Below are 20,834 nucleotides of genomic sequence, written 5' to 3'. Positions count from 1 at the left end.
TAACTACCAGTGACTTAAAATTTACCGTGATGGCACGAATCTTTCGCGCCACACCATACGCTGAATTTGCCTTAATAACCCTGGATAATTCCGAGTCTCAGGCCAACTCCCCCTTTACCAGAGGCACAAAGCGCACGGCTTCCACGGTGTCGATAATAAACTCGCCGCCGCGCCGACGAACGCGCTTCAAAAGCTGCTGTTCGTCCCCGACAGGCAGAACGAGAATGCCCCCCTCATCCAGCTGCGACAACAGGGCTGCAGGAATTTCAGGCGGGGCCGCCGTCACGATGATTGCGTCAAACGGCGCGCGCGCCTTCCAACCCTGCCATCCATCACCGTGCCGTGTCGAAACATTATGTAAATCAAGTTGTTTCAGGCGACGACGCGCCTGCCACTGTAAACCTTTAATCCGCTCAACGGAGCATACATGATGAACCAGATGCGCCAGGATCGCGGTCTGATATCCCGATCCGGTGCCAATCTCCAGCACGCGGGAGTCGGGCGTCAGCTCCAGCAGCTCCGTCATGCGCGCCACCATGTAAGGCTGCGAAATCGTCTGGCCCTGCCCGATGGGCAGCGCCACGTTTTCCCACGCTTTGTGTTCAAACGCCTCGTCTACAAATTTCTCACGCGGAACCTGAGCAAGCGCTTCAAGCACGTGCTCGTCGCGGATCCCCTGCGAGCGGAGTTGTTCCAGAAGAGTTTGTACACGTTTGTTTACCATTGCGCGTTCACTCCTGCGCGCTCCAGCCAGCCCGACACCACATCATGCGCGCTATACGCGGTTAGATCTACGTGCAGCGGGGTAACCGAAACATAGCCTTCATCTACCGCGGCAAAGTCGGTATCCGGACCCGCATCGCACTTATCGCCGGGAGGGCCAATCCAGTAAAGCGTATTGCCGCGAGGATCCTGCTGCGGGATCACCTGATCGGCAGGATGTCGGCTTCCGCAACGGGTGACGCGAATACCTTTAATTTCATCGAGAGGAAGATCAGGCACGTTGATATTGAGGATGCGCCCGGTACGCAACGGCTCGCGGCCGAGCGCCCGCAGGATCGAACAGGTCACCGCGGCGGCGGTGTCGTAGTGCGTGTGGCCGTTTAACGAGACCGCCAGCGCCGGGAATCCCAGATGGCGCCCTTCCATTGCGGCCGCCACGGTACCGGAGTAAATCACGTCATCGCCGAGGTTAGGACCGGCGTTAATGCCGGAGACGACGATATCCGGACGCGGTCGCATCAGCGCGTTCACGCCCAGAAAAACGCAGTCGGTTGGCGTCCCCATCTGCACGGCAATATCGCCATTTTCAAAGGTAAAGGTGCGAAGCGACGACTCCAGCGTCAGAGAGTTAGACGCTCCACTGCGGTTACGATCGGGTGCCACGACCTGCACATCCGCAAATTCGCGGAGGTGTTTCGCCAGGGTCTGAATGCCCGGCGCGTGGATCCCGTCATCGTTACTCAGCAATATTCGCATAATCACCCGAGGTGTTGATAAGTTCCCTGACAACACTGGTGGCAAAGCTACCTGCCGGTAGCCAGAAGCGTAACTCGACGGTTACGTCATCCCACCAGTTCCAGCTTAACTGCTGCGGATAAAGCAGCATCGCGCGGCGTGCCGCTTCGACTTTTTCCCGCACCAGCAAAGATTGCAATTCTGGCGCATCCGCTACGGCTGACTGCTCGGCGGCCAGCGCGTCGCCCTGGGTTCCCCAGTCGCCCGTACCGGGCAGCGCGGCGGTAATCATCAGCGCTTTTGCGTCCACGCGCGATTGCACATCGGCCATTTCTTCGGCCGTTGCCACAAACCAGCTCCCGCGTCCCGCTAATTGTAGCGCATCGCCAACAACAACTTGATTCGCGTCCGGTTTTTTCAGCCTTTCGCTCACAATCTGATTAAACAACGCACTGCGGGCCGCCGACAACCAAAAACTGCGTTTATTCCTGTCGCGCACCGGTGCATCGCTTTGCGCCCAGCGCAGCGCCCCCTGCAGGTTGCTGCCGCCAATGCCAAAGCGCTGCGCGCCAAAGTAGTTCGGTACACCGCGTTCACTGATAGCGTTCAGACGTTTTTCAACGTCTGAACGGTGGGACACTTCACGCAGCACCAGCGTAAAGTCGTTCCCCTTCAACGCCCCCAGACGCAGCTTGCGCTTGTGGCGGGCGAACTCCAGTACCTTACAGCCTTCAAGCTCAAATTTGCTTAAATCAGGCATCGTATTGCCGGGAACGCGCGCGCAGAGCCACTGTTCAGTGACGGCGTGTTTATCTTTCTGCCCGGCAAAGCTCACTTCGCGGGCATGAATTTTGAGGAATTTTGCCAGCGCGTCGGCCACAAAGCGGGTATTGCAGCCATTTTTCAGAATACGTACCAGGATATGTTCGCCTTCGCCATCCGGCTCAAAGCCCAGATCCTCCACCACGAGGAAATCTTCCGGGCTGGCTTTCAGCACCCCGTTCCCCTGCGGTTTACCGTGCAGGTATGTCAGGTTGTCGAAGTCTGTCATTTGCTCGCCTTCACCAGCAGCGCCACGGCTTCACAGGCAATCCCTTCGCCACGCCCGGTAAAGCCCAGCTTCTCGGTCGTCGTCGCTTTGACGTTCACGTCGTCCATATGGCAGCCCAGATCTTCTGCAATAAACACGCGCATCTGCGGAATGTGCGGCAGCATTTTCGGGGCCTGGGCAATAATCGTCACGTCGACGTTGCCGAGGGTGTAGCCTTTCGCCTGAATACGGCGCCACGCTTCGCGCAGCAGCTCGCGGCTGTCCGCCCCTTTAAACGCCGGGTCGGTGTCCGGGAACAGCTTGCCGATATCACCCAGCGCGGCAGCGCCCAACAGCGCGTCGGTCAGCGCATGCAGTGCCACGTCGCCATCAGAATGCGCCAGCAGTCCTTTTTCATAAGGAACGCGCACGCCGCCAATGATAATTGGGCCTTCTCCGCCAAAGGCGTGTACATCAAAACCGTGTCCAATTCGCATTATGCCTTCTCCTGATGGGTCGAACGGGTAAGATAAAATTCCGCGAGCTGTAAATCTTCCGGACGCGTCACTTTAATATTATCAGCGCGTCCTTCAACAAGCTCAGGGTGGAAACCGCAATATTCCAGCGCAGAGGCTTCGTCCGTGATGGTCGCACCTTCTTTAAGCGCACGCGTTAAGCAGTCGTGGAGTAATTCGCGGGGGAAAAATTGTGGCGTCAGCGCGTGCCATAAATCGACGCGATCGACGGTGTGGGCGATAGCCTGTTTGCCCGGCTCGGCGCGCTTCATGGTGTCGCGCACCGGCGCGGCCAGAATCCCGCCAACCTTGCTTGTTTCGCTCAGGGACAGCAGGCGCGCAAGGTCGTCCTGGTGCAGGCACGGACGCGCCGCGTCATGCACCAGCACCCACTGCGCGTTTCCGGCGGCCTGAATGCCCGCCAGCACGGAATCGGCACGCTCGGCGCCACCGTCTACGACGGTAATCTGTGGATGATTTGCCAGCGGCAGCTGCGCGAAGCGCGCATCACCAGGACTGATAGCGATGATCGCACGCGTCACACGCGGGTGCGCCAGCAGCGCTGCCACAGCGTGCTCGAGGATCGTTTTATCGCCAATAGAGAGGTACTGCTTGGGACATTCTGTCTGCATGCGCCGGCCAAAACCTGCGGCCGGCACCACGGCGCATACGTCCGAAAAAGTTACTGCCATGTCGTAATCCTGGGCCTGATTATCGATTGTTTTGTGCTGAGCCCTGATTGCGTTTAGACGCATCCGGAACCAGACGATAAAAGGTTTCGCCCGGCTTAGTCATACTGAGTTCATTGCGTGCGCGTTCCTCAATCGCCTCTTGCCCGCCATTGAGGTCATCAATTTCAGCAAAGAGTTGATCGTTTCGCGCCTTAAGTTTGGCGTTTGTTGCCTGCTGAGCCGCGACGTCATCGCTCACCCGGCTATAGTCGTGCAGTCCGTTCTTACCGAACCACAGCGAATATTGCAGCCAGATTAGCAAAGCCAGCAACAGCAGCGTTAGTTTACCCATCCTGCCCCCTGAAAAACGGCATCATCATCCCAAGACTTCCCCAGAGCACTACGCCGGGGTAACAGAGATGCCGCAACATCGCGGGCAAATGTACCACATTTTTTCCGCAGAATCGTCCTGCACAATATCGTTACACAGTTGGTTACGGTTTGAATTATGGCTGAAGTTAGCCCATGAGCCACAAAAATAACAGACCAAACATCAGAACCACCGTCACAATCGTGACCACGGTGCTGTACAGGAGCTTACCGTTGAGCAGAGAGTGCAGCGCAATGCCGACGACAACCGCCACGGGCATCAACGCCAGAAAGAAAGGCCAGGTGTAGAGAAAGAAGAACAGCGTGTTGCCGCCGTAGATGAGAAACGGAATGCCAAGCGCCAGCAGCCATGAGACGAAGCCAATGATGGCCCCAGGAAATGACCAGGTCGTTTCGTCGTCGGTCGCGAGCGGCTCCGACCCGGTGGTGGTGATGTAATGTTCACTGTTGCGCATAGCTAATCCTGTGACCGTGACTCATCGTTCGGGAAGACAGCTCCCGAACGATACCGTCTCAGGATCTGATAATATCGTCCCGTCGGAGCAGGTCTAATAATTGGCTTACTAAATTTGTTACCAATTGTTGACCTTCCAGGTGAATCTCAGGCGATTCAGGCGCTTCGTATACCGCGTCAATTCCGGTGAAGTTGCGCAGTTCTCCGGCACGCGCTTTCTTGTACAGCCCTTTCGGGTCGCGCGCTTCGCAAATCTCCAGCGGCGTATCGACAAACACCTCGATAAAGCGATCCTGGCCCACGCGTTCGCGCACCATCTGGCGCTCGGCGCGGTGCGGAGAGATAAACGCGGTCAGCACCACCAGCCCGGCGTCAGCCATCAGGCTGGCGACTTCGCCCACCCGGCGGATGTTCTCTTTGCGGTCATCGTCGCTAAACCCTAAATCGCTGCACAGGCCGTGACGCACGTTGTCGCCATCCAGCAGGTACGTGCTTACGCCCTGCTGATGCAACGCCTCTTCCAGCGCGCCCGCCACCGTTGATTTCCCCGAGCCGGACAGCCCGGTAAACCACAGCACAACTCCACGGTGACCGTGGAGCCGTTCGCGCTGGGCGACGGTCACCGGATGAGGATGCCAGACGACGTTCTCATCATGGGCGGCCATTACTTGCCTCCCAGCAGATCGCGTGCGCCCCAGTGCGGGAAGTGTTTACGCACCAGCGCGTTCAATTCCAGCTCGAAGGCGCTGAATTCAGACGTCGCGGCAGCCTGTTTAATCGGTTCGCGTACCATACCGGCCCCGACGGTAACGTTGGTCAGCCTGTCGATAAAGATCAGCCCGCCCGTGACCGGGTTCTGCTGATACGGATCCAGCACCAGCGGCTCGTCGAAGGTCAGATCGACCAGACCGATGCCGTTCAGCGGCAGCTCGGTGACGTCACGCTGGGTCAGGTTATTGATATCCACCTGATACTGAATACCGTCCACGCTGGCGCGGGTTTTCTTGCCGGCAATTTTGATGTCATAGCTCTGGCCAGCGGTCAGGGGTTGCTCCGCCATCCACACCACATCCACGGAGGCACCCTGCACTGCCGCCAGCGTTTCCTGCGCGTCGACCAGCAGGTCGCCCCGGCTGATATCAATTTCGTCTTTCAGCACCAGCGTTACGGCTTCACCGGCGCCCGCGTCCTGCAGGTCACCGTCGAAGGTGACGATACGGGCGATAGTCGATTCCACGCCGGATGGCAGCACCTTGACGCGCTGACCTACCTTCACGGAGCCTGACGCGAGGGTGCCGGAGAAACCGCGGAAATCGAGGTTTGGACGGTTCACGTACTGCACCGGGAAGCGCATCGGCTGGGTATCGACCACGCGCTGAATGTCAACGGTTTCCAGCACCTCCAGCAGCGTAGGACCGCTGTACCACGGCATGTTCGCGCTCTGGGAGGCGACGTTATCCCCTTCCAGCGCCGAAAGCGGTACAAAGCGAATATCCAGGTTGCCGGGCAGCTGTTCGGCAAAGGTAAGGTAGCTCTGGCGGATCTCCTCGAACTTCTCTTCGCTGAAGTTCACCAGATCCATCTTGTTGACCGCCACCACCAGGTGTTTGATCCCCAGCAGCGTCGAGATAAAGCTGTGACGACGGGTCTGATCCAGCACGCCTTTACGCGCGTCCATCAGCAGGATCGCCAGGTCGCAGGTGGAGGCGCCGGTCGCCATGTTACGGGTGTACTGCTCGTGCCCCGGGGTGTCGGCAATAATAAATTTGCGCTTCTCGGTAGAGAAGTAGCGGTAGGCCACGTCGATGGTGATGCCCTGCTCGCGCTCCGCCTGCAGGCCGTCCACCAGCAGGGCCAGGTCGAGTTTTTCACCCTGGGTGCCGTGGCGCTTGCTGTCGTTATGCAGGGAAGAGAGCTGATCTTCATAAATCTGGCGCGTATCGTGCAGCAGACGGCCAATCAGGGTACTTTTCCCGTCATCCACGCTGCCGCAGGTCAGAAAACGCAGCAGGCTTTTGTGTTGTTGCGCGTGCAGATACGCTTCCACTCCGCCTTCGTTGGCAATTTGTTGAGCAATAGTGGTATTCATGGCGGCTCCTTAGAAATAACCCTGACGTTTCTTCAGCTCCATGGAGCCTGCCTGGTCGCGGTCAATCACGCGCCCCTGTCGCTCGCTGGTGGTGGACACCAGCATCTCTTCGATGATCTCCGGCAGCGTCTGCGCGCTGGATTCCACCGCGCCGGTCAGCGGCCAGCAGCCGAGGGTACGGAAACGCACCATCTGTTTTTTGATTACCTCACCCGGCTGCAGGTCGATGCGATCGTCGTCGATCATCATCAGCATGCCGTCGCGCTCCAGCACCGGGCGCTCGGCGGCCAGATACAGCGGAACGATTTCGATGTTTTCCAGGTAGATGTACTGCCAGATATCCAGCTCGGTCCAGTTGGAGAGCGGGAAGACGCGAATGCTTTCGCCTTTATTAATCTGACCGTTGTAGTTGTGCCACAGCTCCGGGCGCTGGTTTTTCGGATCCCAGCGGTGGAAACGGTCGCGGAAGGAGTAGATACGCTCTTTGGCGCGGGATTTCTCTTCGTCACGGCGCGCGCCGCCGAAGGCCGCGTCAAAACCGTATTTATTCAGCGCCTGCTTCAGCCCTTCGGTTTTCATGATATCGGTGTGCTTGGCGCTACCGTGCACGAACGGGTTAATACCCATCGCCACCCCTTCCGGGTTTTTATGCACCAGCAGCTCACAGCCGTAGGCCTTCGCGGTACGGTCGCGGAACTCGTACATTTCGCGGAATTTCCAGCCGGTATCCACGTGCAGCAGCGGGAACGGCAGCGTGCCCGGATAAAACGCTTTACGCGCCAGATGCAGCATGACGCTGGAATCTTTACCGATGGAGTACATCATCACCGGGTTAGAAAACTCGGCAGCCACTTCGCGGATGATATGGATACTCTCCGCTTCGAGCTGCCGCAGGTGTGTAAGACGTTTTTGGTCCATAACCGTTCCTTAAGCCAAATTTACAACAGAAGAACCAAAGCCTTCTGTATCGGTTGTGTGTTGGAACCAGGCGAGCGTGCTGTGCAGCTGCACCACTTCTCCCACCACGATCAGGGCGGGCATCGGGGCGTCTTTCGCCAGGGTTGCAAGATGTTCCAGCGTGCCCGTCGCAACGTGCTGATCGACGCGCGTGCCGCGAGAAATAACGGCAACGGGCGTCGTCGCCTCGCGACCGTGCTGAATAAGCTGTTCGCTGATATCCGCCGCCTTCATCGTGCCCATGTAGATCGCCAGCGTCTGGCGGCTCTGGGCGAGATGCGACCAGTCGAACGGCGTGCTGTCAGCCTTGTAGTGGCCGGTCACAAAGGTCACGCTCTGGGCGTAATCGCGGTGGGTCAGCGGGATACCGGCGTAGGCCGTTACCGCAGAGGCCGCCGTAATGCCGGGCACCACCTGGAACGGTACGCCCGCTTCGGCTGCCGCCTGCAGCTCTTCGCCGCCGCGACCGAAGATAAACGGATCGCCCCCTTTCAGGCGCACCACGGTTTTACCCGCCCTGGCGGCGTCAACCAGCATCTGGTTGGTCTCGTGCTGCGGCACCGAGTGCTCGCCAGCCCGTTTGCCGACGCAGATTTGCTCCGCGTCGCGACGGATCAGCTCGCGCACGCCGTCGGTGACCAGATGGTCGTAAAACACCACGTCCGCGTCCTGCAGCACCTGCAGGCCGCGCAGCGTCAGAAGCCCGGCATCGCCCGGCCCTGCCCCCACCAGAATGATCTCCCCGCCCGTGCTGCCGGGGTTATCCAGTTCGTCCTCGAGGATTTTCTGCGCCGCCGTCTCATTACCGGCATGCATCAGGCTGGCAAAGCGGCCGCGAAATACGCGTTCCCAGAAGCGACGGCGTTCCGTCACGCTGGTCAGACGCGTTTTCAGGTGGTTGCGCCAAAAGCTGGCTTTTTCCGCCATGCGCCCGAGGCTGGTCGGCAGCAGCGCTTCGATTTTTTCACGCAGCACGCGCGCCAGCACCGGTGCGGTGCCGCCGGAGGAGATCGCCACCAGCAGCGGCGAACGGTCAACGATCGACGGGAAGATAAACGAGCATAAAGGCTGGTCGTCCACCACGTTTACCAGGCGGTAACGGGCCTGAGCGGCATCGGAAATCCGCCGGTTCAGGTCGCGATCTTCGGTCGCCGCAATCACCAGCACGACGCTGTCGATTTGTGATTCGTCAAAGTCCGCTTCTGCTACTACCCGCACCTGCGCCCCTGCGCACTGCAGAAACGCGATTTTGCGATCGGCAATTTCACCCGTGCCTACAACCAGCACCGGCTTCTCTTTTATCGCGGCAAATAAGGGCAGATAGTCCACAAGCAACAACTCACTAACAACGAGGAATAAAGGGACTATAGGGGGCGGCTTAGACCGAATGAAATTACGAATTGGAATGAGTAGTTACTCAATGGAATAACGCCGTGAAAAAGCTAATACCAAAAAATGCTTAACACGCGAAATTTCGGGGATTTAAGAGCAATTCAAATTGTGTATGGACGATCACAGTTTCATACTAAGCAGGTTATTATTTTGCTCAGTTTTTAAGGACTCACTATGTTTTCCGCAATGCGCCACCGTATTGCTGCCCTGGCGCTCGGCGTTTGCTTTATTCTTCCGGCCCAGGCAAAAAACCAACCTTATGGTGAAATCGCCACTACGCAGGCGCGGCATATTGCCACCGTCTTCCCCGGCCGCATGACCGGTTCGCCTGCGGAAATGCTCTCCGCGGACTATCTTCGCCAGCAGTTTGCCGACATGGGTTACCAGAGCGATATCCGCGCGTTTCACAGCCGCTACGTTTATACCTCCAGAAATAAAACCAAAAACTGGCATAACGTGACCGGCAGTACGGTTATCGCGGCGCATGAAGGGAGTGCAAACGAGCAGATTATTATTATGGCGCACCTTGATACCTACGCCCCGTTGAGCGATGCCGATACGGATAACAACCTCGGCGGGCTGACGCTGCAGGGCATGGACGACAACGCGGCAGGCCTGGGCGTGATGCTCGAACTGGCCGAGCGGATGAAGGATATTCCAACCCAGTACGGTATTCGTTTCGTGGCCACCAGCGGTGAAGAAGAGGGCAAACTCGGCGCTGAGAATCTCCTTAAACGCATGAGCGCTGAGGAGAAGAAAAATACGCTGCTGGTGATTAACCTCGATAACCTGATCGTCGGCGATAAACTTTATTTCAACAGCGGGCAGAGTACGCCGGGTACCGTGCGGAAACTGACGCGCGACCGCGCGCTGGCGATTGCCCGCAGCCATGGGGTTTATGCCACCAGCAACCCCGGCGGTAACCCGGGTTATCCGCGAGGAACAGGCTGCTGCAACGACGGGGAAGTGTTCGATAAGGCGGGCATTCCGGTGCTGTACGTGGAAGCGACAAACTGGGGATTGGGCAAGAAAGATGGCTATCAGCAGCGGGCTAAATCGAAAGCCTTCCCGGACGGGACAAGCTGGCACAACGTGATGCTGGATAATCAGCAGCACATTGATAGCGCGCTGCCGCAGCGGATTGAGCACCGCAGCCGTGACGTGGTGAAGGTGATGCTTCCGCTGGTGAAGGAGCTGGCGAAAGCGGGGAAAGCCTGAGGTCGTTAAGCCCGGTGGCGGCTACGCCTTACCGGGCCTACGTATCGATCGAGCCTTTGTAGGCCCGGTAAACGCAGCGCCACCGGGCGAAATGACATTATCCTTCGTGCAGCCCGCACTCGCGCTTCAGCCCAAAGAATCGCGTCTCTTCTTCCGCCATTCCCGGTTCCCATTTGCGCGTGGTGTGGGTGTCGCCCACCGACAGATAGCCCTGGTCCCACAGCGGATGGTACTTCAGCCCGTGTTTTTGCAGATACTGATACACCGTCCGGTTATCCCAGTCGATAATCGGCAGCACTTTAAACACCCCGCGCTGGACCGCCAGCACCGGCAAGGTTGCACGGCTGCCGGACTGCTCGCGACGTAGCCCCGCAAACCACGTCTGCGCATTGAGCTCTTTCAGCGCCCGGTTCATCGGCTCAACTTTGTTGATCTCATTGTATTTCTCAATGCCCTCAACGCCCTGCTCCCACAGCTTACCGTAGCGCGCTTCCTGCCAGGCCGCGCTTTCCGTCGCGCGGTAAACTTTGAGGTTCAGCTTGAGCTTGTCCGTCAGCTCGTCAATAAACTGGTAGGTTTCCGGGAACAGGTAGCCGGTATCGGTGAGGATCACCGGAATGTCCGGACGGATCTGATTCACCAGATGCAGGCTGACCGCCGCCTGAATACCAAAGCTCGACGACAGAACATAGTCTCCCGGCAGGTTTTCCAGCGCCCACGCCACGCGCCCTTCGGCGTTCAGCTTTTCAAGGTGGGCATTGGTTTCTGCCAGCGCCAGAATGCGTTCGACTTTTGGCAGGTCATTAAGGGCGTTTAGATCGAGTACGGACATAAGAACCTCGTTTGCCTGTTTTGCCGGGCGGCACTGCGTTTGCCCGGCCTACAAAACCCGTAGGCCCGGTAAGCGAAGCGCCACCGGGCAAAGGATGGGTTACTCCCAGAAATCCCTTGCGGGATCGAGCACCGGGCGAATGATGCCCGCACGCACCGTAAAGTCGCCGAAGCCTTCACCCGCTTCGCGCTCTTTCGCCCAGCGCCCGACAAGCTCGTCGATGGAATCAAGAATTTCCGGTTCCGTAATATTTTCACGGTACATACGCGGAATGCGCGTCCCCATACGGTTACCGCCAAGGTGTACGTTGTAACGACCCGGCGCTTTGCCGACCAGCCCAAGCTCGGCCAGCATTGCACGACCGCAGCCGTTCGGGCAGCCGGTGACGCGCATAACAATATGCTCGTCCGGAATACCGTGTTTTTCCAGAATCGCTTCTACCTTGTCAGTGAATGACGGCAGGAAACGCTCCGCTTCGGCCATCGCCAGCGGGCAGGTCGGGAACGACACGCAGGCCATCGAGTTTTCACGCTGCGGTTTGACCGCATCCATCAACCCGTGATCGCGCGCCAGCTTCTCGATCTTCGCCTTCTGGCTCTCCGGCACGCCGGCAATGATGAGATTCTGGTTAGCGGTAATGCGGAACTCGCCTTTATGAATCTTAGCAATTTCCAGCAGACCGGTTTTCAGCGGACGGCCCGGATAATCCAGAATACGGCCGTTTTCGATAAACAGCGTCAGGTGCCATTTATTATCGATACCCTTCACCCAGCCGATGCGATCGCCGCGACCGGTGAATTCGTAAGGGCGGATCGGCTCAAACTTGATGCCTGCACGACGCTCCACTTCCTCTTTGAACGTCTCTACGCCCACGCGCTCCAGGGTGTATTTGGTTTTCGCGTTTTTACGGTCGGTACGGTTGCCCCAGTCGCGCTGGGTGGTGACCACAGCTTCCGCCACGGCCAGCGTGTGCTCCAGCGGCAGGAAGCCGAACTCGCTCGCGGTGCGGGCGTAGGTTTTCTTGTTACCGTGCTCAATGGACAGGCCGCCGCCCACCAGCAGGTTAAAGCCGACCAGCTTCCCGTTTTCGGCAATCGCCACGAAGTTCATGTCGTTGGCGTGCAGATCGATATCGTTCTGCGGCGGGATCACGACAGTAGTTTTAAACTTACGCGGCAGATAGGTCTGGCCGAGAATCGGTTCTTCGTCCGTGGTCGCGACTTTTTCCTGATCGAGCCAAATCTCTGCGTAGGCGCGCGTGCGCGGCAGCAGGTGCTCAGAGATCTTCTTCGCCCACTCGTACGCTTCGGCGTGCAGCTCGGACTCATACGGGTTCGAGGTGCAAAGCACGTTACGGTTCATGTCGTTGGCGGTCGCCAGCGCGTCCAGCCCGACCGAGTGCAGCATCTGATGCACCGGCTTGACGTTCTTCTTCAGAATACCGTGGAACTGGAAGGTCTGACGGTTGGTCAGGCGGATGCTGCCGTAAATCGTGTTTTCACCCGCAAACTTGTCGATAGCCTGCCACTGTTTGGTGGTGATCACCCCGCCCGGCAGGCGGCAGCGCAGCAGCATCGCGTGACGCGGCTCCAGCTTTTGTTCAGCACGTTCGGCGCGGATGTCGCGATCGTCCTGCTGGTACATACCGTGGAAGCGGATCAGCAGGAAGTTATCGCCTTTGAAACCGCCGGTGAGACCGTCATTCAGATCTTCAGCAATGGTGCCGCGCAGATAGTTGCTTTCCAGCTTCATGCGCTCGGCGTCTGTCAGTTTACCTTCGACCACCAGTGGCCCTGGATGTTTTTCGCTCATTAGTAGACATCTCGCTGATAACGGCGCTCAACGCGCAGCTCACTTAAAAATTCATCCGCCGTTTCGGCATCCATACCGCCGAATTCGGCAATCACTTCCAGCAGTGCCTGCTCAACGTCTTTCGCCATGCGATTGGCGTCGCCGCAGACATAAATGTGGGCACCGTCATTGATCCAGCGCCACAGCTCTGCGCCCTGTGCGCGCAGTTTGTCTTGTACGTATACTTTTTCTTTCTGGTCGCGGGACCAGGCCAGATCGATGCGGGTCAGTACGCCTTCTTTCACATAGCGCTGCCACTCAACCTGGTAGAGGAAATCTTCAGTAAAGTGCGGGTTGCCGAAGAACAGCCAGTTTTTACCCGGCGCGCCGTCTGCCGCGCGCTGCTGCATAAAGGCGCGGAACGGCGCAATACCGGTGCCTGGGCCAATCATGATGACCGGGGTTTCCGGGTTCGTCGGCAGGCGGAAGTTGTCGTTGTGCTCGATAAAGACGCGCACTTCGCCCTCTTCTTCCACGCGATCGGCCAGGAAGCCAGAGGCCCCACCCGCACGGGCACGGCCTTCGATGTCGTAGCGCACCACGCCCACGGTAACATGCACTTCACTCTCCACTTCGGCCTGCGAAGAGGCGATGGAGTACAGGCGCGGGGTCAGCGGACGCAGCAGGCCGATCAGCGCATCGGCATCCAGCTGAGCCGGAGAGAAACGCACCATATCGACAATTGGCGTCGTCGCGGCGTAATGCTGCAGTTTCGCTTTGTCGCCCACCAGCGGCAGCAAGGATTCGCTGCGCGTTAAGGTGGCGTAATTTTCGACGATATTCGGGGTGTTCACCGTCAGCTCGAAATGCCACTGCAGGGCGTCTGAAAGCGGCTGGGTTTTGCCGTCAACGCTGACAGGCTCGTCACCCTTCAGCCACAGCAGCTCAACCAGCTCTTTCACCAGCGCCGGATCGTTCTGATACCAGATACCCAGCGCATCGCCCGGCTGATAGCGCAGGCCAGAGTCGCCGAGATCGATTTCGATATGGCGCACGTCTTTTTCCGAGTCGCGTCCGGTAATTTTCTGGTTCACCGACAGGCTCGCCGTGAGCGGCGCCTCTTTGGTGTACGGGCTGGTGTGAATGTCGTTGACGGCACCCGTCGCGGTGAACGCGGCCTGCGCCGACGTCTCTTTCGGCACCCGCGCTTTCAATACCTCAACGATGCGCGCGCGCCATTCGGCGGCGGCGGTCTGGTATTCAACATCCGCGTCAACGCGGTCCAGCAGGCGCTCCGCGCCCAGCTCCGCCAGCTTGCTGTCGAAGTCTTTACCGGACTGGCAGAAGTATTCATAGGAGGTATCGCCCAGGCCAAAGACGGCAAACGCCGTGCCATCCAGCTTCGGCGCTTTTTTCGAGAACAGGAACTTATGCAGCGCCACCGCTTCTTCAGCGGGTTCACCTTCACCCTGCGTAGAGGCCACCACCACCAGCAGTTTTTCTGACGCGATTTGCTTAAATTTATAATCCCCGGCGTTGACCAGGTTCACGTTCAGTTTGGCGGCCAGCAGGTCGTCACGCAGCGCTTCGGCCACGCGGCGGGCATTGCCCGTCTGCGAGGCCGAAATCAGGGTAATGGCAGGGATTTCAACGGCCGTTACCGGTGCACCCGCCACAGCGCCAGGCTGCTGATTGAGCATTCCCCAGAAATAACCGGAGACCCAGGCAAGCTGAGTGGGAGAAAAATCAGAGGTGGCAGCCTGAAGGCGCGCCAGCTGCTCCGGGTTCAGGGGAAGCAAATTTGAAGGTGGGGCCTGTGTTGTCATGCGTCGTTATGTTCCAGTAGCCAAGCGGACTTTAAGCGAATAAATCCAAACTGAAGATAAGGTTAACGGCGAGGATAATAACAATTAAAGAAGGGATGGAAATAATAAATAACCAAATGGACTAACCTGTTTTACTTATCGTTCTTAACAGTAAAAGCGATTAATTAACCCGTTGAAATATAATACGAAAATCAACGAAAACTGGACATTTAGCGGCTCAGTACCTATTGAGCCGTTTTAGTTAATGCTAAAAATTGTGCTTTCCGGTACTATGCGGCGGTTTTTTCCGCATTACTGAGAGCGATCATGTCCACCACACTGTTTAAAGATTTCACCTTCGAAGCCGCCCACCACCTTCCGCATGTCCCAGAAGGACATAAATGCGGCCGTCTGCACGGGCATTCGTTCATGGTGCGTCTTGAGATCACCGGTGAAGTTGATCCGCATACCGGTTGGATCATGGATTTTGCCGAGCTGAAGGCGGCGTTTAAGCCGACCTACGATCGTCTGGATCACTACTACCTGAATGATATCCCGGGCCTTGAAAACCCGACCAGCGAAGTGCTGGCAAAATGGATTTGGGATCAGATGAAGCCGCTGGTGCCGCTGCTGAGCGCGGTGATGATCAAAGAGACCTGCACCGCTGGCTGTATCTATCGCGGGGAGTGATGCTTGCCGGGTGGCGCTGACGCTTACCCGGCCTACAAGAGCCTCGAACCGTAGGCCCGGTAAGCGCTAGCGCCACCGGGCTTTTTTTTAGGCAATATTCAGGTACTTGTGCGTCTGCATCGACAGGCGCCAGTTACGCGCAATACAGGTTTCAATGCACAGGCGCGTGGCGTCGTCTTTCTGGCTGATCGGCTGGAGCGCAATGACGCGCTGCTTTTCATCCGTCAGCGTGGCCAGCAGTTCGTCCAGCGCTTCAATATCACGCACGCGCCCTACCGGGTGCTTAATCTCATCCGCGCGTTCCAGCGCCTGAGACAGCACGTCATATCCGCCGCGCATATTCACTTTTGGCGATACCGTCACCCAGGTCGTGTGTGAACAGCGCACTTCATGGGTGCCGCTGGTTTCAATCTGGCAGCTGTAGCCGTTCTTTTCGAGCAGCTCGGTCAGCGGCGTCAGATCGTGGATGCAGGGTTCACCGCCGGTGATCACCACGTGGCGCGCCGTCCAGCCCTGACGACCAATAATGGCCAGCAGATCTTCTGAACTGCCCGCGCCCCACTTATCGCTCTCTTTGGTTTTCGCCAGTATGCTAAACAGCGACACTTCCCGATCTGCGAGCTTATCCCACGTATGTTTGGTATCACACCAGGCACAGCCAACCGGGCATCCCTGTAAACGAATGAAAATAGCGGGAACGCCGGTAAAGTAACCCTCGCCTTGCAGGGTCTGGAACATCTCGTTAATCGGGTACTGCATAGTCATCTCAGTAAAGGGGATAAACGATAAGTATCGCAGATCCCCGCCGGATGGTCATGCTCCATCGGTGCTTTGCGCGCCAATCGCCGCCATAAAACGCTCGGTAATTTGCTGTGGACGGGTGATCGCGCCGCCGACGACGACCGTATGCGCGCCCAGCGCCAGGCATCTGGCCGCGCGTTCAGGCGTATCCACGTTACCTTCGGCAACCACGGGTACCGTCACGGCAGCCAGCACGGCCTTCAGGAACGCGCAGTCGTTCTCCGGAAGCGAATGGCCCGCCGTTTCCGCCGTATAGCCGTAAAGCGTGGTGCCGACGCAGTCAAAGCCAAGCGCCTGCGCCGTCACGGCTTCACTCACGGAGGCGATATCCGCCATCAGCAGCACCGCGGGATAGCGCGAGCGAATGCGCGTGACCAGCGTTTCCAGGAATTCCCCACCGGGGCGCTCCCGCGCCGTCGCATCAAGCGCAATGATTTCCGGAGAGACGCTCATAAGCTCATCCACCTCTTTCATCGTGGCGGTGATAAACACTTCGCTTTCCGGGTAATCCCGTTTGATGATGCCGATGACCGGCAAAGAGACCTGCTGCTTAATGGCCTCGATATCCACCACGCTGTTGGCACGAATGGCAGCGGCCCCGCCCTGCGCCGCCGCCAGCGCCATCCGCGACATAATAAACGGGCTGTGCAGCGGTTCATTCTCCAGCGCCTGACAGGAGACGACCAGTTTTCCCTTCAGGTTATCCAGTACAGTTTTCATTACGATAAGATCTCTTCCACTTCGTTTTTGATAATCGTGACGTGCGGGCCATAAATGACCTGAACACCGTTACCGCGCACGATAACGCCGCGCGCGCCGGTGGCTTTCAGCGCCGCGTCATTCACTTTGCTGCCGTCCTTCACCGTGACGCGAAGCCGCGTGGCGCAGCAGTCCACCTCTTCCAGATTGTCTTTTCCGCCTAATCCAGCGATCACCGCAACGGCGCGCTCGCTCTGCGAGAAGGTCACCTCATCGGCCACCGCCTCCTTTTCCCGACCCGGCGTGGCGAAATCGAAGCGGTTAATCAGGTAGCGGAAGGTGAAGTAGTAAAGGAAGAACCACGGCACGCCGACCAGCGGAACGAACATCCAGTTGGTTTTGGCCTCCCCCTGCAAAATGCCGAACAGCACGAAGTCGATAAACCCGCCGGAGAAGGTTTGTCCGATGGTGATATGCAGCATGTGGGCGAGCATGAACGCCAGCCCGTCAAACAGCGCATGAATGACGTAAAGCACCGGCGCAATAAACAGGAAGGAGAACTCAATAGGCTCGGTAATCCCGGTCAGGAACGAGGTTAACGCCGCAGAGAGCAGCAGCCCGGCAACGCGCTTTTTGTTCTCCGGTTTTGCCGTGTGGTACATCGCCAGACACGCGCCGAGCAGGCCAAACATCATCGTAATAAAGCGCCCGGACATGAAGCGCGACGTGCCCTCATAGAAATGCTGCGTGTTCGGGTCGGCCAACTGGGCGAAGAAGATCCGCTGTGTGCCCTCAACCAGGTGACCGTTGACAATCTCACTGCCGCCGAGCGCGGTGGTCCAGAACGGCAGATAGAAGATGTGGTGCAAACCAAACGGGCCCAGCATGCGCAAAATGAAGCCGTACAGCAGGGTGCCCAGATAACCGGTGGCATCCACCAGGCCGCCGAGACCAAAAATCAGTTTCTGGAAATGCGGCCAGACCACGGTCATGAGCGCGCCGACGAGTATCGCCGCCAGGGAGCTGATAATGGGGACAAAGCGCGAGCCGCCAAAGAACCCGAGGAACTGCGGAAGCGCAATTTTATTAAACCGATGATGGAGCGCGCAGGTCACCAGACCAATCACCACGCCGCCAAACACGCCGGTTTCCAGCGTCTGAATACCCAGCGTCATGCCCTGCCCCACAGCGCCCGGGTTCTCGTGCGCCAGTTTGCCGGTGAGGATCAGCAGCGCGTTGATGGTGGCATTCATCACCAGAAACGCGAGTAGCGCCGCCAGCCCAGCCGTGCCCTTATCGCTTTTTGCCAACCCTACGGCTACCCCAACCGCAAACAGCACCGAGAGGTTCGCAAACACAATTGAACCGGCGCTGCTCATGATGGTGAAAATGGCCTGCAGCCAGCCCACGTCTAAAAACGGATAAGCCGCCAGCGTATTGGGATTCGATAGCGCGCCGCCTATCCCCAGCAGCAGACCCGCCGCGGGCAACACGGCGATGGGCAACATAAAGGATTTACCAAAGCGCTGCGCTTTTTCAAACCATCCCCCCGAAGAAGCGCCACTGAACATTTGCATCATTTTTTCATCTCCCCATTAAGTGATGAAAATTTTTACCACATAAATATATAAGAGTGAAAATTATCATCAAAAACCAGGAAGCCGATCATACTTTTTCAAAATGACTGGCATCTTTCCCCTCCTTTCCGCCACACTAGTCGCAGCGAAACACATTAAGGACGTGGCATGTCGGACCATGAAAATCTGCTGCTGAAGCTCCGCCAGGAGGCTTCCGGGTACAGCCCAACGCAACAAAAACTCGGCGAGTTTGTCCTCAGCGATCCCGCCCGGGTGCTCTACCTGACGATCACTGAGCTGGCGCGCGAGAGCCACACCAGCGAGGCCAGCGTCACGCGCCTTTGCCGGACGCTGGGCTGCAAGGGCTATAACGAATTTAAAATGGCGCTTGCGCTGGATATTCAGCAGGGCCAGCCCGCGCGTCAGGCGGGGGATGAGATTGATAACGTCGTGGATGAGTCGGTGCAGGCTTTGCAGGATACCGCCAGACTCCTCGACCGCACGCTGCTTGAAAAGGCCGCGCTGGCGCTGCACCAGGCGCAATCCGTGCAGATTTATGGCGTCGCGGCCAGCGCGATCCTCGGGGAGTATCTGCATTACAAGCTGCTGCGGCTGGGTAAACCCGCACAGCTGTTTAGCGATATGCACCGCGCAGCCATGAATGCGACAACGCTTTCGAAAGAGACGCTGGTCGTGGCCATCTCCAGCTCGGGTTCAACGCGGGATCTACTCCACGTGGTGAAGCTTGCCCGCAAGCGCGGCGTTAAAGTTCTGGCACTCAGCAATACGCCCCGCAGCCCGCTGGCGTCTCTGAGCGACATGCTGCTGGTTGCCGCCAAACCAGAGGGGCCCCTTAGCGCAGGCGCGCTCAATGCTAAGGTTGGGGTGATGCTGCTGGTCGAGCTGCTGACCACGTCCATGATTGCGCTGGATGGTCATTACGGCGACGTTAGCCAACAAACAGCCAGCGCCACGCTTCCCCTTTTGCTCTGAAAAGCATTCGCAGGCTAAATAAATAGGCCTGCGAATGATTTGAGTTAAGTGGTGTTTAAATCATTTATTTGGTAAATGTTTGGTGTAACAAATTATTATATTTATTACATTTTGAATTACCTTCACCATTTGACGCGCCACCAATAAAAACCATTAAATTCAATTAGTTAAAATTTATATCTTAATAAAATGAATCTTTACCATTTCATTAATGTCCAATATATCCACCCGATTTCCTTTCCTTAAAATAAGCTTAAGACGCCATTGATTTCGGCGTTTTATTATTTAAATGCCGTTTACTTTTGCGCGCCTACAATCCGCCTCATCAATCATAATGAGACGGTATTAATGAAGATGTTATTGATTACAGGCGTGACCGGATTTCTGGGCGGTGCAGTTCTTGAAAAAATCCTGACCAACGATCAACCCGTAAAACTGCTTTTGCTCGCGCGTGCCGGCAATCCGCAAAGCGGACTGCAGCGCGTGCTGGAGAATATGCGCAAGTTCAACGTTCCCGAGGACAAACTGGCCTCCCTGAGCGTGGATAATATCCTGATTGGCGATCTCAGCCAGCCAGAGGCCTTTCTGAACGATCCCCGTCTGGATCGGGTCACGCATGTCGTTAACTGTGCGGCCGTCGCCTCATTTGGTAATAACCCGCTGATCTGGAAGGTCAACGTTGAAGGTACGCTCGCGCTGGCACGCCGTATGGAGCAGGTCGCAGGACTGCAGCGTTTCCTCCACGTCGGCACCGCGATGTCATGCACGCCGGAGCAGGATTCACTGGTCGCCGAAAGCGCTGAATTCAGAGAGAATGCTGAACACCTGGTGGAATACACGTTTTCGAAGTCAACCATTGAACAGCTGATGCGTCAGGAGTGTCCGAACCTGCCGCTGCTCATCGCCCGCCCGTCCATCGTCGTCGGCCATACCCGTCACGGCTGTACGCCGTCGAGCAGCATTTTCTGGGTCTTTAGCATGGGCCTGATGCTGCAGAAGTTTATGTGCTCAATGGAAGACCGGATCGACGTTGTTCCGGTGGATTATTGCGCCGATGCGCTGTTAATGCTGCTCAACAGCAACGCGCGTCCAGGAGAAGTGGTACACATTTCTGCGGGAGAAGAGAACAGCGTTCGCTTTGCGGATATCGATCAGGCAATGGCGCAGGCGCTGGAGAAAGCCCCCGTCGGGGATAAATATGCGCAGGTCAGCTACGAAACGCTGGTCAGAATGCGCCGCGAGTTGAAACATATTTTTGGGCCGTGCAACGAACGTCTGATGCTGAAAGCCATGCGTTTATACGGTGCGTTTGCCACGCTTAACGTGCGCTTCAGCAACGATAAGCTGCTGAGCATGGGGATGCCGAAGCCACCCCGGTTTACGGACTACATCGCCCGCTGCGTGCAAACCACCCAGGGGCTGACCATTCCGGAGCAAATGGCGGTCGATTTTAAATAGCCAAAAAAAATGCC

21 protein-coding genes are annotated in these 20,834 nt (G+C 57.4%); 4 read left to right on the top strand and 17 right to left on the bottom strand.

What is annotated here, in order from left to right:
* Positions 1-97: 97 nt before the first annotated feature.
* From V4835_RS05210 to cysG, 11 genes are all read right to left on the bottom strand, one after another.
* Positions 98-724, bottom strand: coding sequence for a protein-L-isoaspartate(D-aspartate) O-methyltransferase (locus tag V4835_RS05210; RefSeq protein WP_063144737.1), 627 nt, complete (start codon positions 722-724; stop codon positions 98-100).
* Positions 718-1,479 carry a 5'/3'-nucleotidase SurE gene (gene surE, locus V4835_RS05205; protein WP_029741539.1) on the bottom strand — a complete coding sequence of 254 codons (762 nt, stop codon included), beginning with the start codon at positions 1,477-1,479 and terminating at the stop codon, positions 718-720. Before surE ends, V4835_RS05210 begins: the two co-directional genes overlap by 7 nt.
* Positions 1,460-2,509 (bottom strand): tRNA pseudouridine(13) synthase TruD, encoded by a 1,050-nt coding sequence (truD, locus tag V4835_RS05200; RefSeq protein WP_331411388.1) that lies wholly within the window; start codon positions 2,507-2,509, stop codon positions 1,460-1,462. Before truD ends, surE begins: the two co-directional genes overlap by 20 nt.
* A complete protein-coding gene (ispF, locus tag V4835_RS05195) occupies positions 2,506-2,985 on the bottom strand; it encodes a 2-C-methyl-D-erythritol 2,4-cyclodiphosphate synthase (protein WP_063144734.1) in 480 nt (159 codons plus the stop codon). Before ispF ends, truD begins: the two co-directional genes overlap by 4 nt.
* On the bottom strand, positions 2,985-3,695 hold the full coding sequence (ispD, locus tag V4835_RS05190) for a 2-C-methyl-D-erythritol 4-phosphate cytidylyltransferase (RefSeq protein ID WP_331411386.1): 711 nt from the start codon (positions 3,693-3,695) through the stop codon (positions 2,985-2,987). The genes ispF and ispD overlap by 1 nt, the downstream gene beginning before the upstream one ends.
* 19 nt (positions 3,696-3,714) lie before the next feature.
* Positions 3,715-4,026, bottom strand: a complete 312-nt coding sequence (ftsB, locus tag V4835_RS05185) for a cell division protein FtsB (RefSeq protein ID WP_008499609.1) — start codon at positions 4,024-4,026, stop codon at positions 3,715-3,717.
* A 166-nt stretch (positions 4,027-4,192) separates the two neighbouring features.
* Positions 4,193-4,519 (bottom strand): DUF3561 family protein, encoded by a 327-nt coding sequence (locus V4835_RS05180; RefSeq protein ID WP_008499610.1) that lies wholly within the window; start codon positions 4,517-4,519, stop codon positions 4,193-4,195.
* Between the two features lie 58 nt (positions 4,520-4,577).
* Entirely contained in the window at positions 4,578-5,183 is a 606-nt protein-coding gene (gene cysC, locus V4835_RS05175) for an adenylyl-sulfate kinase (protein ID WP_032660281.1), read from the bottom strand.
* Positions 5,183-6,607, bottom strand: a complete 1,425-nt coding sequence (cysN, locus tag V4835_RS05170) for a sulfate adenylyltransferase subunit CysN (protein WP_063144732.1) — start codon at positions 6,605-6,607, stop codon at positions 5,183-5,185. The genes cysC and cysN overlap by 1 nt, the downstream gene beginning before the upstream one ends.
* A gap of 9 nt (positions 6,608-6,616) precedes the next feature.
* A complete protein-coding gene (cysD, locus tag V4835_RS05165) occupies positions 6,617-7,525 on the bottom strand; it encodes a sulfate adenylyltransferase subunit CysD (RefSeq protein ID WP_006811770.1) in 909 nt (302 codons plus the stop codon).
* A 9-nt stretch (positions 7,526-7,534) separates the two neighbouring features.
* Positions 7,535-8,893 (bottom strand): siroheme synthase CysG, encoded by a 1,359-nt coding sequence (gene cysG, locus V4835_RS05160; protein ID WP_442877308.1) that lies wholly within the window; start codon positions 8,891-8,893, stop codon positions 7,535-7,537.
* Positions 8,894-9,130: 237 nt separating this feature from the next.
* Between cysG and V4835_RS05155 the strand changes: the two genes are divergently transcribed.
* Positions 9,131-10,174, top strand: coding sequence for an aminopeptidase (locus tag V4835_RS05155; protein ID WP_331411383.1), 1,044 nt, complete (start codon positions 9,131-9,133; stop codon positions 10,172-10,174).
* Positions 10,175-10,271: 97 nt separating this feature from the next.
* Here the strand turns inward: V4835_RS05155 and cysH are convergent, their stop codons facing one another.
* From cysH to cysJ, 3 genes are all read right to left on the bottom strand, one after another.
* Positions 10,272-11,006 carry a phosphoadenosine phosphosulfate reductase gene (cysH, locus tag V4835_RS05150; RefSeq protein ID WP_331411381.1) on the bottom strand — a complete coding sequence of 245 codons (735 nt, stop codon included), beginning with the start codon at positions 11,004-11,006 and terminating at the stop codon, positions 10,272-10,274.
* A 99-nt stretch (positions 11,007-11,105) separates the two neighbouring features.
* Positions 11,106-12,818, bottom strand: coding sequence for an assimilatory sulfite reductase (NADPH) hemoprotein subunit (gene cysI / locus V4835_RS05145; protein ID WP_032660271.1), 1,713 nt, complete (start codon positions 12,816-12,818; stop codon positions 11,106-11,108).
* Positions 12,818-14,623, bottom strand: a complete 1,806-nt coding sequence (gene cysJ / locus V4835_RS05140; protein WP_331411378.1) for an NADPH-dependent assimilatory sulfite reductase flavoprotein subunit — start codon at positions 14,621-14,623, stop codon at positions 12,818-12,820. The genes cysI and cysJ overlap by 1 nt, the downstream gene beginning before the upstream one ends.
* Before the next feature lie 306 nt (positions 14,624-14,929).
* On the opposite strand from cysJ, the gene queD reads away from it, so the two are divergent.
* Positions 14,930-15,292 carry a 6-carboxytetrahydropterin synthase QueD gene (queD, locus tag V4835_RS05135; RefSeq protein WP_023309002.1) on the top strand — a complete coding sequence of 121 codons (363 nt, stop codon included), beginning with the start codon at positions 14,930-14,932 and terminating at the stop codon, positions 15,290-15,292.
* 87 nt (positions 15,293-15,379) lie between these two features.
* Here the strand turns inward: queD and queE are convergent, their stop codons facing one another.
* Genes queE through V4835_RS05120 form a run of 3 tightly spaced genes read right to left on the bottom strand, consistent with a single transcriptional unit; the run spans position 15,380 to position 18,372 of the window.
* Positions 15,380-16,051: a 7-carboxy-7-deazaguanine synthase QueE gene (queE, locus tag V4835_RS05130; RefSeq protein ID WP_023333236.1), complete on the bottom strand. Its 672-nt coding sequence runs from the start codon at positions 16,049-16,051 to the stop codon at positions 15,380-15,382.
* 54 nt (positions 16,052-16,105) lie between these two features.
* Complete coding sequence (locus V4835_RS05125; protein ID WP_063144728.1) at positions 16,106-16,813, bottom strand: N-acetylmannosamine-6-phosphate 2-epimerase; 708 nt, start codon at positions 16,811-16,813, stop codon at positions 16,106-16,108.
* The gene (locus V4835_RS05120) at positions 16,813-18,372 is read right to left on the bottom strand and encodes a PTS transporter subunit EIIC (RefSeq protein WP_331411377.1); all 1,560 of its coding nucleotides are present in this window, start codon (positions 18,370-18,372) and stop codon (positions 16,813-16,815) included. Before V4835_RS05120 ends, V4835_RS05125 begins: the two co-directional genes overlap by 1 nt.
* Positions 18,373-18,537: 165 nt before the next feature.
* Between V4835_RS05120 and V4835_RS05115 the strand changes: the two genes are divergently transcribed.
* On the top strand, positions 18,538-19,362 hold the full coding sequence (locus tag V4835_RS05115; protein ID WP_024909265.1) for a MurR/RpiR family transcriptional regulator: 825 nt from the start codon (positions 18,538-18,540) through the stop codon (positions 19,360-19,362).
* 348 nt (positions 19,363-19,710) lie between these two features.
* Entirely contained in the window at positions 19,711-20,820 is a 1,110-nt protein-coding gene (locus V4835_RS05110; protein WP_331411375.1) for an SDR family oxidoreductase, read from the top strand.
* The last annotated feature ends 14 nt before the right edge of the window (positions 20,821-20,834 follow it).

Origin of the sequence: Enterobacter cloacae complex sp. CARB60 (assembly GCF_036487345.1) — a bacterium.
GTDB lineage: Bacteria > Pseudomonadota > Gammaproteobacteria > Enterobacterales > Enterobacteriaceae > Enterobacter > Enterobacter asburiae_D.
Note: the sequence above shows the minus strand (reverse complement) of the source record. Positions and strands in the feature narration are given on the sequence as shown.

Excerpts from the sequence above, each read along its gene's own strand:
- cysI (WP_032660271.1), bottom strand. The coding sequence starts at position 12,818 with ATGAGCGAAAAACATCCAGGGCCACTGGTGGTCGAAGGTAAACTGACA.
- ispD (WP_331411386.1), bottom strand. The coding sequence starts at position 3,695 with ATGGCAGTAACTTTTTCGGACGTATGCGCCGTGGTGCCGGCCGCAGGT.
- ispF (WP_063144734.1), bottom strand. The coding sequence starts at position 2,985 with ATGCGAATTGGACACGGTTTTGATGTACACGCCTTTGGCGGAGAAGGC.
- cysN (WP_063144732.1), bottom strand. The coding sequence starts at position 6,607 with ATGAATACCACTATTGCTCAACAAATTGCCAACGAAGGCGGAGTGGAA.
- V4835_RS05210 (WP_063144737.1), bottom strand. The coding sequence starts at position 724 with ATGGTAAACAAACGTGTACAAACTCTTCTGGAACAACTCCGCTCGCAG.
- queD (WP_023309002.1), top strand. The coding sequence starts at position 14,930 with ATGTCCACCACACTGTTTAAAGATTTCACCTTCGAAGCCGCCCACCAC.
- cysD (WP_006811770.1), bottom strand. The coding sequence starts at position 7,525 with ATGGACCAAAAACGTCTTACACACCTGCGGCAGCTCGAAGCGGAGAGT.
- V4835_RS05180 (WP_008499610.1), bottom strand. The coding sequence starts at position 4,519 with ATGCGCAACAGTGAACATTACATCACCACCACCGGGTCGGAGCCGCTC.
- cysH (WP_331411381.1), bottom strand. The coding sequence starts at position 11,006 with ATGTCCGTACTCGATCTAAACGCCCTTAATGACCTGCCAAAAGTCGAA.
- V4835_RS05125 (WP_063144728.1), bottom strand. The coding sequence starts at position 16,813 with ATGAAAACTGTACTGGATAACCTGAAGGGAAAACTGGTCGTCTCCTGT.
- V4835_RS05110 (WP_331411375.1), top strand. The coding sequence starts at position 19,711 with ATGAAGATGTTATTGATTACAGGCGTGACCGGATTTCTGGGCGGTGCA.
- surE (WP_029741539.1), bottom strand. The coding sequence starts at position 1,479 with ATGCGAATATTGCTGAGTAACGATGACGGGATCCACGCGCCGGGCATT.
- queE (WP_023333236.1), bottom strand. The coding sequence starts at position 16,051 with ATGCAGTACCCGATTAACGAGATGTTCCAGACCCTGCAAGGCGAGGGT.
- cysC (WP_032660281.1), bottom strand. The coding sequence starts at position 5,183 with ATGGCCGCCCATGATGAGAACGTCGTCTGGCATCCTCATCCGGTGACC.
- V4835_RS05155 (WP_331411383.1), top strand. The coding sequence starts at position 9,131 with ATGTTTTCCGCAATGCGCCACCGTATTGCTGCCCTGGCGCTCGGCGTT.
- cysJ (WP_331411378.1), bottom strand. The coding sequence starts at position 14,623 with ATGACAACACAGGCCCCACCTTCAAATTTGCTTCCCCTGAACCCGGAG.
- truD (WP_331411388.1), bottom strand. The coding sequence starts at position 2,509 with ATGACAGACTTCGACAACCTGACATACCTGCACGGTAAACCGCAGGGG.
- V4835_RS05120 (WP_331411377.1), bottom strand. The coding sequence starts at position 18,372 with ATGATGCAAATGTTCAGTGGCGCTTCTTCGGGGGGATGGTTTGAAAAA.
- ftsB (WP_008499609.1), bottom strand. The coding sequence starts at position 4,026 with ATGGGTAAACTAACGCTGCTGTTGCTGGCTTTGCTAATCTGGCTGCAA.
- V4835_RS05115 (WP_024909265.1), top strand. The coding sequence starts at position 18,538 with ATGTCGGACCATGAAAATCTGCTGCTGAAGCTCCGCCAGGAGGCTTCC.